This is a genomic window from Microbacterium sp. NPDC091662 (assembly GCF_044756705.1).
Classification (GTDB): domain Bacteria; phylum Actinomycetota; class Actinomycetes; order Actinomycetales; family Microbacteriaceae; genus Microbacterium.
On record NZ_JBIVTM010000001.1, the window covers coordinates 1,693,452 to 1,709,097 of the forward strand.

At 69.4% G+C, this 15,646-nt stretch carries 17 protein-coding genes; 7 read left to right on the top strand and 10 right to left on the bottom strand.

Features of this window, described 5'->3' with window-relative positions:
* Window positions 1-38 precede the first annotated feature (38 nt).
* Window positions 39-1,091, top strand: coding sequence for an ABC transporter ATP-binding protein (locus ACIQLD_RS08330; protein ID WP_402607189.1), 1,053 nt, complete (start codon window positions 39-41; stop codon window positions 1,089-1,091).
* Window positions 1,088-1,867: an ABC transporter permease gene (locus tag ACIQLD_RS08335; RefSeq protein WP_402607191.1), complete on the top strand. Its 780-nt coding sequence runs from the start codon at window positions 1,088-1,090 to the stop codon at window positions 1,865-1,867. Before ACIQLD_RS08330 ends, ACIQLD_RS08335 begins: the two co-directional genes overlap by 4 nt.
* A 141-nt stretch (window positions 1,868-2,008) precedes the next feature.
* On the opposite strand, the gene ACIQLD_RS08340 is transcribed toward ACIQLD_RS08335, so the two are convergent.
* The 5 genes from ACIQLD_RS08340 to ACIQLD_RS08360 all read right to left on the bottom strand — a co-directional run bounded on the left by ACIQLD_RS08340 (window position 2,009) and on the right by ACIQLD_RS08360 (window position 7,906).
* Window positions 2,009-3,418 carry a DUF6716 putative glycosyltransferase gene (locus ACIQLD_RS08340; protein WP_402607193.1) on the bottom strand — a complete coding sequence of 470 codons (1,410 nt, stop codon included), beginning with the start codon at window positions 3,416-3,418 and terminating at the stop codon, window positions 2,009-2,011.
* The gene (locus tag ACIQLD_RS08345; protein ID WP_402607195.1) at window positions 3,415-4,287 is read right to left on the bottom strand and encodes an N-acetylneuraminate synthase family protein; all 873 of its coding nucleotides are present in this window, start codon (window positions 4,285-4,287) and stop codon (window positions 3,415-3,417) included. Before ACIQLD_RS08345 ends, ACIQLD_RS08340 begins: the two co-directional genes overlap by 4 nt.
* Before the next feature lie 93 nt (window positions 4,288-4,380).
* Window positions 4,381-5,541, bottom strand: a complete 1,161-nt coding sequence (locus tag ACIQLD_RS08350; RefSeq protein WP_402607197.1) for a cytidylyltransferase domain-containing protein — start codon at window positions 5,539-5,541, stop codon at window positions 4,381-4,383.
* A gap of 26 nt (window positions 5,542-5,567) precedes the next feature.
* Window positions 5,568-6,929: a polysialyltransferase family glycosyltransferase gene (locus ACIQLD_RS08355; protein ID WP_402607199.1), complete on the bottom strand. Its 1,362-nt coding sequence runs from the start codon at window positions 6,927-6,929 to the stop codon at window positions 5,568-5,570.
* Window positions 6,926-7,906, bottom strand: a complete 981-nt coding sequence (locus tag ACIQLD_RS08360) for a glycosyltransferase family 2 protein (RefSeq protein WP_402607201.1) — start codon at window positions 7,904-7,906, stop codon at window positions 6,926-6,928. Before ACIQLD_RS08360 ends, ACIQLD_RS08355 begins: the two co-directional genes overlap by 4 nt.
* Before the next feature lie 393 nt (window positions 7,907-8,299).
* Between ACIQLD_RS08360 and ACIQLD_RS08365 the strand changes: the two genes are divergently transcribed.
* Both ACIQLD_RS08365 and ACIQLD_RS08370 read left to right on the top strand, forming a co-directional pair.
* Complete coding sequence (locus ACIQLD_RS08365) at window positions 8,300-9,235, top strand: hypothetical protein (RefSeq protein WP_402607204.1); 936 nt, start codon at window positions 8,300-8,302, stop codon at window positions 9,233-9,235.
* Window positions 9,236-9,244: 9 nt separating this feature from the next.
* Window positions 9,245-9,538 carry a DUF4229 domain-containing protein gene (locus tag ACIQLD_RS08370; RefSeq protein ID WP_402607206.1) on the top strand — a complete coding sequence of 98 codons (294 nt, stop codon included), beginning with the start codon at window positions 9,245-9,247 and terminating at the stop codon, window positions 9,536-9,538.
* A gap of 370 nt (window positions 9,539-9,908) precedes the next feature.
* Here the strand turns inward: ACIQLD_RS08370 and ACIQLD_RS08375 are convergent, their stop codons facing one another.
* From ACIQLD_RS08375 to ACIQLD_RS08390, 4 genes are read right to left on the bottom strand one after another with little or no spacing between them, the layout of a single operon-like run.
* Window positions 9,909-10,052: a hypothetical protein gene (locus ACIQLD_RS08375; protein ID WP_402607208.1), complete on the bottom strand. Its 144-nt coding sequence runs from the start codon at window positions 10,050-10,052 to the stop codon at window positions 9,909-9,911.
* A 40-nt stretch (window positions 10,053-10,092) separates the two neighbouring features.
* Complete coding sequence (locus tag ACIQLD_RS08380; RefSeq protein WP_402607210.1) at window positions 10,093-11,067, bottom strand: 1,4-dihydroxy-2-naphthoate polyprenyltransferase; 975 nt, start codon at window positions 11,065-11,067, stop codon at window positions 10,093-10,095.
* A gap of 51 nt (window positions 11,068-11,118) precedes the next feature.
* Window positions 11,119-11,409, bottom strand: coding sequence for a DUF4287 domain-containing protein (locus tag ACIQLD_RS08385; protein ID WP_402607212.1), 291 nt, complete (start codon window positions 11,407-11,409; stop codon window positions 11,119-11,121).
* Window positions 11,410-11,423: 14 nt separating this feature from the next.
* Window positions 11,424-11,786 (bottom strand): cupin domain-containing protein, encoded by a 363-nt coding sequence (locus ACIQLD_RS08390; RefSeq protein WP_402607214.1) that lies wholly within the window; start codon window positions 11,784-11,786, stop codon window positions 11,424-11,426.
* A gap of 45 nt (window positions 11,787-11,831) precedes the next feature.
* Between ACIQLD_RS08390 and ACIQLD_RS08395 the strand changes: the two genes are divergently transcribed.
* A complete protein-coding gene (locus ACIQLD_RS08395) occupies window positions 11,832-12,857 on the top strand; it encodes a DUF5937 family protein (protein ID WP_402607217.1) in 1,026 nt (341 codons plus the stop codon).
* A 15-nt stretch (window positions 12,858-12,872) separates the two neighbouring features.
* Here ACIQLD_RS08395 and ACIQLD_RS08400 read toward each other — a convergent pair whose 3' ends face one another.
* A complete protein-coding gene (locus tag ACIQLD_RS08400) occupies window positions 12,873-13,331 on the bottom strand; it encodes an Lrp/AsnC family transcriptional regulator (protein ID WP_017829260.1) in 459 nt (152 codons plus the stop codon).
* Window positions 13,332-13,403: 72 nt separating this feature from the next.
* Between ACIQLD_RS08400 and ACIQLD_RS08405 the strand changes: the two genes are divergently transcribed.
* Together ACIQLD_RS08405 and ACIQLD_RS08410 are read left to right on the top strand one after the other, a co-directional pair.
* The gene (locus tag ACIQLD_RS08405; RefSeq protein ID WP_402607220.1) at window positions 13,404-14,843 is read left to right on the top strand and encodes a DUF6421 family protein; all 1,440 of its coding nucleotides are present in this window, start codon (window positions 13,404-13,406) and stop codon (window positions 14,841-14,843) included.
* 131 nt (window positions 14,844-14,974) lie between these two features.
* Window positions 14,975-15,634, top strand: a complete 660-nt coding sequence (locus tag ACIQLD_RS08410; RefSeq protein WP_402607223.1) for an SDR family NAD(P)-dependent oxidoreductase — start codon at window positions 14,975-14,977, stop codon at window positions 15,632-15,634.
* Window positions 15,635-15,646: the final 12 nt, after the last annotated feature.

Consider the following 15,646-nt stretch of genomic DNA (forward strand, 5'->3'; position numbering starts at 1 on the left):
GACAGGATGTGTCCGCATAGGATTTTACGCTCGCTCCCATGAACGAATCCCTCATCGAGACCGAAGGCCTGACCAAGGTCTTCACCGTCAAGAAGACGCCGGTGCACGCCGTGACCGATGTCTCCTTCACCGCCGTGCGCGGAGAGCTCGTCGCCTTCCTCGGTCCCAACGGCGCCGGCAAGTCGACGACTCTGCGGATGCTGACAACCCTCATCCCGCCCACCTCCGGCCGCGCGCGGGTCGTCGGGCACGACATCCGCACCGACGCGGCCGGGGTACGCGCACGCATCGGGTACGTCGGTCAGCTCACGAGCGGCAGCTTCTCACAGCGCGTGCGCGACGAACTGCTCAGCCAGGGCGCGTTCTACGGCATGTCGCGTCGGGACAGCGCCCGGCGGGCGGACGAGCTCATCGAATCCCTCGACCTCGCATCCTTCGCGACCCGCAGTGTGCAGCAGCTCAGCGGCGGACAGAAACGCCGACTCGACATCGCACTCGGGCTCATGCACGCGCCGCCGCTGATCTTCCTCGACGAGCCCTCCACCGGACTCGACCCGCAGAGCCGCGCGAACCTCTGGGAGCACATCCTGGATCTGCGCACCCAGCACGGCACCACGGTCTTCCTCACCACGCACTATCTGGAAGAGGCGGACCGCTACGCCGAGCGGGTGATGGTGATGGACAAGGGGCGGATCATCGCGGACGACGACGCTTCCTCCCTCAAGGCGACCCTCGCCGGCGACGTGCTGACCTTCGGGTTCGCGGACGCCGCCGAGGCGGCAAGTGCCCGCGCCGTGGTCGCCCGTCTCAGTCGGGCCCCGGTGTCCGTGGACGGGAACTCGATCTCGCTCGCCGTGCAGGATGGCGACCGGCTGCTGCCGGTGGTGGTGCGCGAGCTGGACGCCGCCGGCATCCTGGTCCGTCGCGCGACGGGTGTGCCACCGACGCTCGACGACGTCTTCCTCGCCCTCACCGGGCGCACCCTGCGCGACGCCGGAGAAGGAGCGGATGCCACCGGCGACGCATCCGCCTCCGACACCACCGAGAACAGTCCCACCTCCGAGACCAGCACGACAGGAGTCCTCTCATGAACGCCACCGACACGCTCGTGCGCCCGAACCTCGCGCGCGACACCAGGAACGTGCTGACGCGCGAGCTCAAGCCCGTTCTCCGCGACCCGTTCACCCTGATCTTCAGTCTGCTGCAGCCGCTCATCTTCCTCGGGCTGTTCGCGCCCCTGTTGATCGGCGACTCCGGACAGCCGGCCGGTGAGACGCTGGCGTGGTTCGTGCCGGGCGTGCTGGTGATGATCGTGCTGTTCGGCACCGGGTCGACCGGGTCGAACCTGCAGTACGAGATGATGACCGGATCGCATGAGCGCACCCTGGTCGCCCCGCTCGCCCGTTCCTCGCTGCTGGTCGGACGCGCGCTCAAGGAGATCGCACCGATCGTCGTGCAGGCGCTGGTGATCGTGTTGATCGCCTGGCCGTTCGGGTTCGCGGCCGACATCCCCGGACTGCTCATCGGCCTGGCACTGCTGGCAGTGTTCGGCGTTGGGCTCGGTTCGCTGTCGTACTCGCTGGCTCTCGCGACCAAGGACCGTGAGTGGCTGTTCTGGGGCGTGCAGCAGTCGCTGATCTTCCCGCTGCTGATCCTCTCGGGCATGCTGCTGCCGCTCGACGCAGCTCCCGACTGGATGCGGGTCGTCGCCTCGGTCAACCCGGTCAACTGGGTCGTTCAGGCCGAGCGCGCCCTGTTCGCCGGAGACCTCGGCGACGTGACCGTGCTGTGGGGCTGGGTCTCGGCGCTCGCGGTCGCGGTCGTCGGACTGATCGTCGGGGTGCGCGCCATCCGTCGCAGCAACTGACGGCGACCGATGGTGCGCCGCTGCGGGCATGCCGAAACCCAGACGCAGTGGCGCACCATCCGCGCGTCGTGGCGCGACACCCCGACGGTGGAACGAAACGCCTGGGTTTCGGCAGTAGCGGTAGCAGCCCTAGACCGTGGCTCAGCGCCGGATCGAGTCGTCGAACGGGTTCGGCTCGAGGGTGTAGTCGGTCGAAGCATCCGCCCAGGTACCGCCGCCCACGGGTCTCCTCCGGCGACGCAGGGCGGAGAGCGCTCGCGTCGCCGGAGCGCCCACCGCGAGCGCCACCGCACCCTGTGCCGTGCCGTCCTCTGCACCGAGCACACTCGCCCGATGCCAGGCCTCGTGCAGCGATCCGCCGCGGGCCGCCGGCACCCGTCGCGCGGGTAGCGCCCCGGAGCGCCGCAGAGCGACGAGCTGCTCGACCCGCTCCCACCACGTCGACTCCGCCTCGGGGTGGAAGTAGTTGTCGCGCAGCCAGTCGGGATGCGGATGCCGGAAGCGCCCGGCCACGACCTCGCTGCGGCCGCCGAGCAGTCCGCTTCCCACGAACACCGTGTTCAGAAGACTCTTGCTCACGCCGAAGGAGTCGAGAGCGATCACCGGCACCCCCAGAGCGGTGGCCTCGATCGCCGCCGTCGAGCTCACCGTGACGAGTCCGGCAGCTGTTTCGAGAGCTGTGCTCATCGAGTCGTAGGAGAAGACGAGGTTCTCCGGCCTGCGTGAGGGCAGCAGCCCCGCATACGGCGCGCGTTCGAGATGCGTCTCCGACTCTCCCGGCCGTGATCGCAGTTTCACCACCACGCGACGACCCGGTTCGGCCTCGGCGGCTCGCACGAGCATGGCAGCGATCTCGGTGCGCTGGTCCTTGGCGAGAGGCACGAGGGCCTGCGCGGCGAAGACGATGTCGGTCGCCGGTGGTTTGACCGGGGCAGTCCGCGGAGGGCGCTCGGCGACCGCGATACCACCGCCTCGCGCCACCACACCACCGCGCCGCGCCGCCGCCGCATCGACGCCGAGTCGCGTCGGCCGCAGCATCCGCTGGCGCCGCCTTGCGAACGGGAGGGTCGCGAGCGCGACGGGCGTCTGCACCCCGATCCGGCGGCCGAGCTCTTCGAAGGCCCGCACCTCACGGTGGGAGTGCACCACCAGCAGATCGGTGTGACGGCGGTAGTCGAGCGCCCCGCGCTGGGCGGGGATCGCCATGCCGGGCAGCCCGGAGACCGTGACCGGCCGGTGCTCCAACGCGTCGATCACGCGTCCCATCAGCCGTACGAACGGTCCACGTCCGGCGAGCAGCACCACGTCGGGGCGCTGCTCCGCCAGCCAGGTCGCCGTCTGCGCGAACCCGATGCGGGTGACATCGCCGGGGCCGAGGGTCGTACCCGCGAGCGCGGTGCGCTGCTGCTCGAGGCTGGCTGTGAGCGGCGTGCGCACGAGCAGCAGGTGCGGCCGCAGCCCCGGCACGGAGCCGAGAAGCGAGGCAGACCACTTCACGAAGGAGTCGGCGTCCGCGACGGCGACGACGCGGATACCGGAGGCAGCCGTCATGCCGAGATGCGGCGCAGCTTCGCCATCGGCGCGCGCTCGCTGTCGAACACCCGCTTGACCCCGTCGCCGGTCGCGCGCTCGATCACACGGATGTCGCGCACGAGGTGCTCGAGGCCGGTCGGCTCGAGCGAGGCCGCGTGGTCGGAGCCCCACATGGTGCGGTCCAGCGTGATGTGACGCTCGACCGCGACAGCTCCGATGGCCACGGCGGCGAGGGAGATCTGGAGTCCGCGCTCGTGCCCGGAGTAGCCGACGGGCACGCCGGGGTAGCGGTCGCGCAGTGTCGCGATCACGCGCAGATTCGCCTCCTCCGGCTCCAGCGGGTAGGTCGACGTCGCGTGCATGAGGACCACCCGATCGGTGCCGAGCGTGTCGAGCGCCCGGTCGATCTGCTCGATGGTCGACATGCCGGTGGAGAGGATCACGGGCTTGCCGGTCTCGCGCAGGGCGACCAGCAGCTCGGTGTCGGTGAGGCTGGCCGAGGCGACCTTGTGCGCGACCACGTTGAGGTCTTCGAGGAAGGCCACGCTGGGAACGTCCCACGGCGACGCGAACCAGTCCAGGCCGAGCATCATCGCATGGTCGCCGATCTCGACGTACTCGTCGCGACCGAACTCGACGCGGCGGCGGTAGTCGAGGTAGCTCATCACGCCCCAGGGCGTCTCACGCGGAACGTCGCGCATGTGCTCGGGCGTGGAGATCTCGGGCGTGCGCTTCTGGAACTTCACGGCGTCGGCACCGGCGCGGGCCGCGACATCGATGAGCTTCTTCGCGATGTCCACGTCGCCGTTGTGGTTCAGGCCGATCTCGGCGATGACGTAGGCAGGACGCCCGCCGCCGATCACTCGTGAGCCGATGCTGACAGTCATGATTCCTCCGGTGTTCGAGCGTTGGTGCTACCCCTCCCTCCTGACTACGGGCCGAGGATGAACGCCGGGCGACCACCGGGTTACCGGCATCGGTCAGCTCGACAACACCCGTTCGATCAGCTCCCGCACGGCTCCCTCTCCACCCCGGCGGCGCAGGACCACACGGGCCTCTGCGATCACCAGCGGATGCGCATTGGCGACCGCGATCGGCCACCCCACGATCCGCAGCGCCGGCAGGTCGTTGACGTCGTTGCCGAGGTAGGCGATGTCGGCGAGAGCCACCTCGTTGTCGCGCGCCCAGTTGCGCAGCGCCGTCTCCTTGTCGTCGATGCCGTGCAGCACGGGCACCCTGAGCTTGTCGGCGCGAGCGCGGACCACCGGATTCACCTCGGTCGAGAGGATCAGCAGCGGCACACCGGCTCGTCGCAGCAGGGCGACCCCCATGCCGTCCTCCCGGCTGACCCGCACCCGTTCACCGCCGTCCGCGTCGATGATCGCGGTGTCGTCGGTGTGCACGCCGTCGAAGTCGGTGACGACTGCGCGCACCGGGACGGGTCCGGGAACCTCGTGCAGAGTGGCGAGCGCGCGGGCGACCCGGAGTTGATCCTCATCGTCGATCTCGATCGACGTCCACTCCGGCACCGCCGCGATGCGGATCCTGCCGAAGAAGCGATGTCTGCTCTCCCGGAAGCCCGAGGCGCGGAACACGTAGAACGCCCCGGTCTCGAGGTGGTGGGCCTCCCGGTCCTGTCGTCGCGGACGATGCGCGGCTTCGTGATTGATCGCCACCGCTTCGCCGGCGTCGTCTTCCCGCCACAGGAACCCGTAGGTCTCGTGACCCGAGAAGACGCTGTCGGCGCGATCGGCGCGGATCTCCTCCACGGCCGCGGCGAGCGCATCGCTCGGGATGAACGGCGAGGTCGCCTGCAGGAAGGCCACGATACCGACCCGTTCTCCGTGCTCCTCGAGGTCGTCCAGTGCGTGCAGGATCGCACTCTCCGAGGTCGCGGTGTCTCCGGAGAGCTCCGCGGGGCGACGGACCACGCGCGCGCCCGCCGAGGTCGCCACCGCCGCGATCTCGTCATCGTCGGTCGAGACCACGACCAGGTCGATGCCGGGTGCGGCGGCCGCCGCGCGCACCGCACGCTCGACCAGCGGCACGCCGCCGACGCGCTGCAGGTTCTTGCGCGGCACCTGCTTCGATCCGCCGCGCGCCGGGATGATCGCCACCGTGAGAGGTCTCTGCTCGTCCATCGTCCACATCCTCATCGTCCCCGTCATCATCGTCCGCGTATCGCCCGCCACGCACGCCCCGCACGTCTCCGCGCACCGAGAGCATGGAGTCGCCACTCCTCGATCCTGCCCACTCCACCGGCGGGGCGCAGCGCACGGCGCACGGCGTTCTCGACCGGCGCACCGGGCAGTCGCAGCTCGGCGAGCCGACGCGGCGTGAAGTACCGATCGCGCTCGCCCGGATCGAGGCCTTGCAGCAACTCCTCGGCGCGGACCCGCAGGTGGCCGGCGATCTCCGGCTGCATCGCGTAGCCGACGGCGTCGATCAGCAGCTGCAGACGTGCGGGGTCGGTATACGGCGAGTTCTCGCGCGTGAGGGCGTCGACCAGGGTCACCGGAATCCGGTTGCTGTTCTCGAACGGCGTGAGGGCGGCCAGCACGGTGTCGTTCCCCGCCGAGCCGATCGCCCGACCGAAGAGCGTGTGCACGGTCGGCAGCGCGGTGGAGAACCCCGCGACCACCGCCACCGCGTGCAGCCGCTCGGCGAGCAGCTCCGCCGCGAGCGGGCCCGGGTACTCGACGAAGTCGATACCGTGCCCGGCCGCCCGCGCTTCGACGGCCGCGGTCACCAGGGGCGGCGCGGCCGGGTGCGGCTTGAACACGATCCTCTGGGGCCTCCACAGTGCCGCGCGATCGATCAGGCGCGTCTGCAGATCGATCTCGTCGGCCGCCGTCATCAGGCCGAGCGCCGACAGGTACTGTCCGAGGACGAGCACCGTCGAACACTCACCCTCGCCCAGTGCGGTCTGGGGGTCCCCGGTATCCATCTCCCGTAGGGCTGCGGCGAACGAGGCCGGCGGCACCGGCACGACCTCTGCACGAGGGGACCCGACGAGGGGCCGCACCCCCGGCACGACGTCGGCGTGCACGACGCGTTCGATGCGTGCGGCGACCGGATACGGCAGCCGCACCCGCATCGGCGAATAGGTCATCAACCCATCGCCGACGATCGTGATGCGCGCGTTCGGGAAGAGTGCCATCAGCGTGCGCGCCGGTGCCACCTGCGGACTCTGCACGAACAGGTCGAGGTCACGAGGCTCCACATCCCAGGCGCGTGCGAACAGCCGCTCGAGCAGCGGGAGATCGGCATCGGCCGGTTCCCAGGAACTCGGATGCAGCGGTCCGAGCAGGTCCTCCAGGGGCTCGATACGGTCGAACCGCGCACGCAGCGATACGAGCGCCGGATCCTGCGCGATCCCGACCACCGTCTCGGGCACCCGAGACGAGGTGAAGGGAACGAGGATGCGTTCGTGTGACGACGCGGACGTAGCGTCCAGGAGTCCGCCGTCGATCGCGGCAGCCGCGGTCGACAGGCCGTAGGCGCTGTGCAGCGCGAAGATCTGCGTCATGCCGCGCGTCCCGCCTGTCGGAGGATGCGTGCGAGCACCCGGCGACGCGGCCCGTCGAAGCGCCCCAGCGCCGCAGCCACCTCATCGGCGGGAAGCCGGCGGAGCATGTCGCGGATCCCGGATCGCATCTCCGTGCGCAGCTGCGGGCTCATCCGTCGGGCGCGCACGAGGTGGTGGGAACTGAGCGCGAGCGCCGTCCAGACGACCTTGGGCAGGAAGCGCTCCGCCTCCGCATCCTGCTCGACCACCGAGACGACCTCGTTCATCGCCCTGGCGAAGTCGAGTTGCCGCCGGTCGCGCACCTGAGTGAGCGATGTGGCGACACCCCGCCGATAGAGGAGGGCGGGCGCATCTACCACTGCGAACGACTCGGCCTGCAGGTGCAGTCGCCAGATCCAGGGGCGATCCTCCGCCGTGAACAGCCCCTCGGGGAAGGCGGCCAGTCCGTCGTCGATGATCCTGCGGTGGAAGAGCCCCGCCCAGGCGTAGGGGTAGTCGACCATCGTCGACTCGTTCTCCGGCAAGATGGCATCGCGCGGCGAGGTCACCCGGTCGCGCCACGGGTGCGGCGCACGGATGAGCGCGCGCTCACGACCCGTGACGGTGACGTGGTCGGTGCGCACGAAGTCGCAGTCGAGCTCCCGCAGACGCGACACGAGCACTTCGAGCCGTCGAGGCTGCATCCAGTCGTCGCCGTCGAGAAAGCAGAAGGCGTCGCCCTCGACGTGCTGCAGACCCTGGTTGCGCGCGGTCGCCAGACCCCGTGCCGCCGAATTCCGCAGTACCTCGGCATGATCGAAGCGCTGCGCGTAGGTCTGCATGAGCACGCCGGTGTCGTCGCGCGACCCGTCGTCGATCGCGACGAGCTTGACAGCTCCGGCATCGGCGAACTGGCGGGTGAGCGTCTCGAGCGTCGTCCCGATGTACTCCCCGGCGTCTTTCGCGGGCAGGATGACGGTGACGAGGGGTGTGCGCACAGGACTCCCGGAGACGGACGGTGTCCGGGAATGGTGCCAGGCGGTCGTTGCCGGATGGCGACACGGAGGTGAACGTCAGGTGTCTGCAGAGACGAGCACTGAGGTGTGGTCCCGCACCCGAACGGAACCACACCTCCCAGTGCATCGCACTGCCGAACGTGACACGTTCGGGATGCGGGATCACAGATGCGATCCCGCGAGCCGCGGGATCGTCTGACCCCCATCAGACTCCCCCGAGACGTTCTTCGTCGTCGCATTCCTTCCCCAGAGACGAACGCGACGCCGAGTAACATAATACATGTCAGCTTGACGGAGTCTGCGAGAACGCCGAGCGGTCACTCCCCGCCGGAGTCCGGTTCGCACGCACGCCCGTCATCAGCGACGATGGGGAGCATGCTCTGGCCCTTCGGATCGACCTGGCGCCCCGTGCGGCAGCGACGCCGCGACACCGTCGACCTGCGCTGGCTCAGCGCGAGGACGTGGACCAGGCGCTGGTACCCGCAAGGCATCGACGTCGGCGAATGGCGCGGTCGACGCACCCTGGCCGTGAGCTGGTTCCGACAAGAGCTCTCCGGCGAGCACCTCGCCTCCCGCGTCACGCTCGTCGACCTGGAGCGTTCACGCCACATCGACATCCTGCTCGCTGTCACCGATGACGAAGGCGAACTGCAGCCGGCACGGATCCACGCCGGCGGGCTCGCCTGGTTCGGGGATCGGCTGTTCGCGGCGGCGACGGGGCGAGGCATCTGGGAGTTCGATCTCTCAGACATCCGCGAGGTGCGGGGCGCACTGGCGCAGAGACTCGCGGGAGCACACCGTCGCGGCGGACGCAGCACCGCGCTCATCGCGGTGCGCACCCGCGTGCATCCGATCGCTTTGCGCTGCTCGTATCTCGGCCGGGTGTTCGACGAAGACGGCACCTCTCTCTCGCGCGTGCTCATCGGCGAGCACCGGACCGACGAGAGTGGACGCATCGGCGAGTTCGCCATCCCCGACGGCGCCGACGGCGACTTCACCGAAGTCGACCGCTTCACTCCCGGCATCCCGCGGATGCAGGGCGCGGTCCGCTGGGGCCCCCACCATTTCGTGTCGCAATCCGACCGCATGCACCCCGGCACGCTCTGGAGCGGACACCGCGAGACCCTGAGCCCGAATCCGGTCCCTCTCCCCGTCGGATGCGAGGACCTGGCGCTCGACCTCGAGGCCGGGCTGCTGTGGTCGCTCGGCGAGCACCCGTGGCGGCGCGTGGTGCGGGGCATCCCGTTCACTCGACTCGGCATCCCCGACGGCTCCGGATCCGGCGACGGAGGCTCGTCGCGGCGAACGTAGACTGGAAGGGTGAAGAAGCCCGCGCCTTTCCTCGTCTACACCGTGCTGCGGCTGCTGGCGTTCCTCGTCCCGCTCGCCATCCTCTGGATCTTCTTCCCGATCTTCCGGGAGTTCTGGTGGCTCGCCGCGATCTTCGCCGCGCTGATCGGCATGAGCATCTCGATGCTGTTCCTGCGCACGCCCCTCACCGATGCGTCCACTCGACTGCACGAGCGCCGCGAGAGCCGGGCCTCCGCCAGCCAGGCCGACGCAGACGCCGAGGATGAGGCGATCGACGACGCCACGGGCGACGGCAGGGCCTGACTCAGGATCGCGGACGCTTCTCCGCGATCAACTCATCGATGACCCCCCGCGCACCCGCAGACCCGCCGGACCCACCTCGGCGTCAACGTAACCCGCACCCCATGGCGGCACGAGGCGATCGTGGGCGCGCTCAGCGAGCCCTGCGACGAAGAGGCTCACAACAAGCCCGTAAAGCATCGGATGGTTCACGGACACGATAAAGATCACGGTGGCGATCAGGGCCACGCCGGCCACCGCCCACGCCCACATCGGGACCTCTCGCCTGGGGGCGCCTCGTCGCTCCGCGGACGCCGCCCTTCCTACGTACTCGTGGATTCGAACTTGATCCGTCACGCGCACGCTCCCTCTGCGATCCCCGTCGACGCCGCCATCACGTGAACCACTCCCCAATGTCCACGGAACGGTCGGCGAGCCAGTCGCCGACCCGCTCACCGATGTCTCCGACGACAATGTAGCCGTCCTCGGTGAACTCGTAGATCCCGTTGCGCGGGCGAAGAGGTCGCGATGATGCCATCGATGACGTCGGCCTCGTTGGCCGCTCAGCCGACGACCGCTCAGCCGACGAACGCCCAGAAGAGGGCACCCGCGTAGAGCAGCGACGTCAGCGACGTGAGCGCGAGTGCGGTGACCAGCTCCTTCGGCTGACGGTACGACCAGACGATCGCGATGGCCGGAAGGCCCGCGAGCAGTGCCAGCAGCGAGATCCACGCGATCGGGAACGCCAGGGCCAGGAAGGCGGCGATGCCGAACGGGGCGAGCACGAAGAGGGTGAACAGCACCTGCGTCGCGCGGCGGCCGATCAGCACCGTCAGGGTGCGCTTGCCGACCTCGCGGTCCTGGTCGATGTCACGCAGGTTGTTGGCGAGCAGCACGGCGCACGCGAACAGGCCGGTCGCGATCGCGCCGAGCCATGCCTGCTGCGGCAGGGCGAAGATCTGCACCCACGTCGTACCGAGCGTGGCGACGAGTCCGAAGAACACGAACACGAAGACCTCGCCGAACCCGTAGTAGCCGTAAGGCCGCTTGCCGCCGGTGTAGAACCACGCGGCGACGATGCAGGCGGCCCCGACCGCGAGCATCCACCACTGGCCGGTGCGCACGACGATCGCCAGACCCACGAGGGCGGCGAGCGCGAAGAACACCAGCCCGATGATGAGGACGGTGCGTGGCCGCACCCGTCCGGATGCCGTCAGGCGTGCGGGCCCGACGCGGTGGGCATCGGTGCCGCGGACGCCGTCGCTGTAGTCGTTCGTGAAGTTCACGCCGATCTGCAGCAGCACCGCGACGGCGAGACAGGCGAGCGCGATGACCCAGTGGAACTCGGGCCCGGTGCTGCGCGCGGCTCCCGTGCCGATCACGACCGGCGCGATCGCGAGAGGAAGGGTGCGCAGACGCGCGGCCCCGATCCAGTCGGAGGCCGTCACCGGTCCCGCTTCGACCGCCGGACGCTTCGCCGGGTTGCCGCTCGTGCGAACCGGGGTGCGCTTCGCGGTCGGGGTCTTCTTCTTGCGCTGGGAGGATGCTGCCACGCAGGGAATCCTACTGGCCGGGGCGATGCCCGACCTCAGCGGGACAGCCCATCACGGGTTCGGATTGCTGTCCTTGCCGTCGAGCCACAGGGTGTCAGATGCGTCGCCGTGGGCACCGCCCGTGCCCACGTGCTTGTCGCTGATCTGCGGCCCCTTGGTGATCACGTGCACGAGCGCCATGGCGTGCCCCTGACCGAGTTGGTAGTCCTCTTTGAGCCACGCGACGATCGGCGCGGCTTTGGTCGTGCTGTCGAACCCCTTCTCGGTCGCGAGCTCGATGAACTGCCGTGGGGTGAGGCCGGTCTTGGTCTCGATGTTGTCGAGGTATGCCTGGAAGGACATCGGTGCTCCTGTGGTCAGTCCTCATCGAGGAACGTCTGGATGATGGTGGCGGAGGCGTGGATGCCGATGATCCGAAGCACCCCGTCCCCCACGTTGGTGAAGCGGTGCGGGATGAAGGCGGGCCCGGTGGCCGTGTCTCCCGCGCCGGCCACGAAAGTCTCCTCGCCCACCGTGATCGAGGCAATGCCCTCGATCACGACCCAGGTCTCAGGATAGGGATGCCAGTGCAGCCCCGGCCCTTCCCCCGGCTGATTCTCGACGAAGAAGTACGACACCTCGGCGCCGTGCTCGGCCCCCACGAACCTGCGGCTGCCGCCCGTACCGATGCGGATGTCCGCCCCGGAGACGACCCCGTTCGATAGTGATGTGCTGTTCATGGCACCAGTCTCGACAGACTCGCGAAGAGTCCCTAGAGTTTCGACGTGGATCGAAACTCCGGCCCGATCGAGGGCGTCGAGCACCCCGATCACCGCGTCGAGTTCCACCTGAGCCCGGGTGACGTCGAGGCGGTGCGGTTCGGCATCTCGCCCGGACACGAGCTCGCGCACGCGGTACGGGTACTACGGCGACCGACCGCCCACCCCCTGCAATGGGGGTGGCTGCGTTCCGTGCGCGACCGCCTCCCCCGCGACGACGTCGCGCTGCTCGCCACCGTGATCGGCGACGACGGCTACCTGCCCGACTTCCTGACGACCACACCCCGCTGGGACCTCACGCCCGAGATCGAGCTCGACGAGCTTCGTGACGCACCCCTCGACCCGATGCGCGTCGACTTCGGGAAGATGGTGGCGCGGTCGAGCGGAGCCCGGCGAGAGGCTCTCCGCGATATGCGGGACCGCCCCGCCCGTGCCCGCAGCCTGATCGCCGACGCGTGGGACGCCGTGTGGGACGCCGCACTCGCCCCGGTGTGGCCGCAGCTCGACCGGCTGCTGCGCGCCGACATCGCCGTCCGCACACGCACGATGGCGAGCGCGGGCATCGCCGGCATGGCCGGCGATCTGCACCGACAGGTGACCTGGGGGTCCGGTGCCGTCCGCGTCTCGCTGCGCCGCCACAGCGAACAGGTCGACTGCCGGGGAAGCGGCCTGGTCCTGGTTCCGTCCGTCATGTCGTCATGGGGATGCATGGTGCTCACCGAGCCGCCGGCACAGCCCACCCTGTTCTATCCCGCCCGGGGAGTCACAGCCGGATGGGCCCGCGACGCCACCGAGATCGCCGACGCCCTCAGCGCCCTGTTGGGGCCGGCGCGAGCGGCCATCCTGCTCGGCGCCGGCACGGTCCGCACGACCTCGCAGGTGGCACGCGATGCCGACATCGCGATATCGACGGCATCGCACCACCTCTCGGTGCTGCGGGGCGGCGGTCTCATCGCCAGCGAACGCGACGGCGCCAGGATGCTGCATCTGCGCACACCGCTGGGCGAGGCGATGGTCGGCGCGATGCTCTGACGCCCGCCCGTCCGACTACTCGGTGGAGCCCACCGGGATGATCGGCCGGTGCTCGTAGTACGTCTGCAGGACCACGGTCGTGCGGGTGCTGACGTTCGCCGCGAGCCGCACGTCGCGCACCAGTTCTTCGAGCGCGCGCGGGGACGGAACCCGCACGAAGAGCATGTAGCTCGCGTCACCGGCGATGGAGTGACAGGCCTCGATCGCGTCGAGGTGCTCGAGCAGCTCCGGCGCGTTGTCGGGCTGCGCAGGGTCGAGCGGGGTGATCTCGATGAACGCCGAGAGCGGCGTGCCCACCTGCTCAGGATCGAGGATCGCCTGATACCCGGAGATGACTCCCCTCGTCTCCAACCGGCGCAGGCGCGACTGCACCGCCGAGACCGACAGCCCCACCGCGTCCGAGAGCTGCGAGAGCGTGGCACGGCCGTCACGGGAGATCGCGGTCAGGATCGCGCGGTCGACAGAGTCATCCATGGCTGTAAGATTATCGTCAGGATTCCGTTTGTGCAGGAATCCTTCCGTCAAAAGCTCCGATCGGAGGTCCCGATGTCCCTTCTTTCCGCCAACAGTTCCGCTGTTCAGGCCATCGTCGGCGAACCCGAGGTCGTCGAGGACGCGGCGATCGCCGAGCAGTCGACCGCCTGGGCACAGCTCAAGGACGCGGCGATCGCGATCCGCGAGATGCAGATCAAAGACGGCTCGATCCCGGACGCCGCGCACCACGCCGCGGCCCGCGAACTCGTCGGTGCGATCACGTCCGCGATCCGTGCACTCGCCCCGGCCTTCCCGCACGATGCCGAGTACCTCGCCGCCTCCGTGGTCGACTTCGACCGCTGGTCCGCCTCGGACTTCGGTGTGCCCGACTTCCTCGACTCGCTCGTGGCGTTCCAGCCGCAGCAGCATCGTGTCGATGGCATCCGTCACCTCGTCGTGTTCCCGATGTACACGCAGAACGGGTCGAGCGACCGTCTGGTCGAGGCGCTGATCGTCGAGACGATCTGGCCGGAGTTCATCGCGGCGCTCGAAGCGGGCGACTACGGCAACAAGCTGTTCGTGTCGCTGCGTCTGGTCGACTTCACGCCCGGGTACGACACGAACTCGGCCGTGCTGTTCCCCGAGACCGTCGCGATGCGCGAGATCCCGACCTTCACGTGGGGCGCGATCTTCCAGGACCGCGAGGCGGCCCGCTACCGTCGCGTCACCCGTGCCGCGGCCGAGATCACCAACCTCGATCTGCCGGAGCGCGCCGCCGCGATGCTGGAGGACCAGCAGGTGGCGGAGAAGACGTTCGTGATGTGGGACATCATCCACGACCGCACCCACATGCGCGGCGATCTGCCCTTCGACCCGTTCATGATCAAACAGCGGATGCCGTTCTTCCTCTACTCGCTCGAGGAGATGCGCTGCGACATGACGGCGTTCCGCGAGTCCGTGAAGATCGAGCGCGCCCTCGCGGCACGCATCGACGCCGGCGAAGAGCTCACCGCGACCGAGCAGGAGATGCACGACTACGCGCACCTCGTGCAGTACGCGGTGATCTTCGACCGCATCTTCCGCTTCGCGATCACGGGCACCCGCACACGCAACTACGACGCGGTCGGCGGGCAGCTGCTGTTCGCGTGGCTGCACCAGCGCGGCGTGCTGCACTGGACCGACACCGCTCTCGCCTTCGACTGGGACAACGTGCCCGACGCCGTGGTGGCTCTGGGAGATGCGATCGATGACCTGTACTGGCACTCGATCGACCGCCCGAAGGTCGCGCACTGGCTCGCCGCGTACGAGCTCGTCCGCAGCACGCTCACCCCGCACCCGGCATCTCAGTGGGCTCGCGGACTCTCGGACGAGATCCTCGCCGGAGCGCCGAAGGGCTACACGGATGCCGTGATGGACGACGAGTTCCCGCTGTCGATGTTCTTCGAGACCCTCGACAAGAAGATGAAACCCGTCATCGAATCGACCGTCGGCATTCGCGGCACGGACGACTGATGACCACGCGCGCACTGCGCGCGTTCCGAGTGTGACGCTGGGGCGCACCGCGCTGCGGCCGGAACCTGTTCTGCGGATTCTCCCGCAGGTTCCGGCCGCAGACGCCCCTCCGATCCGGAAGAGTGGACGACATGGCTGAACGCACCGATTCGAACACCGCCGGACGCACCGTCGTCCTCGCCGGGGCCACGAGCACTGCCGGCGGCGCCGTGACACGCGCACTGATCGCCGCGCACGCCCGCGTCATCGCCACCGGTCGCTCGGCCGAACGCCTGCGGGAGCTCGCGGATGCCGGCGCTCAGGTCGAGGTCGCCGATGCGACCTCGCTCGAGGAGATGACCGCTTTGGCCTCACGGCTCGGCCCCGTCGATGCAGTGGTTCCACTGGTAGGCGGCTGGCGCGGTGGTGGAGGCCTGGCCGGGCAGTCGGACGAGAACTTCGCCGCCCTGCTGCCGGCACTCGAAGCCGTGCGCGCCACGAGCCGGGCGTTCGACGATGCCCTGCGCGCCTCCGGAGCCGGACGCTTCGCGATCGTGTCCTCCACCTCTGTCGCGCGCCCCCTCGCCGGTGGTGCGAACTACGCGGCGGTCAAGGCTGCGAGCGAGGCCTGGAGCAGGGCGGTCGCCCAGGGCTACGCCAAGGCTGCACGTGAGGCGGGCGAACCGCTGCGCACCGCATCCCTCGTGTTCCGCGCGAAGGCGCTCGACCCCGAAGCGCTGGCGGCGCGGGTCGTCGCTCTGTGGGACGAGGACGCCGCCGAACTCAACGATCGGGTGTTCGACCTGGCGTGATCGCCTGGCGTG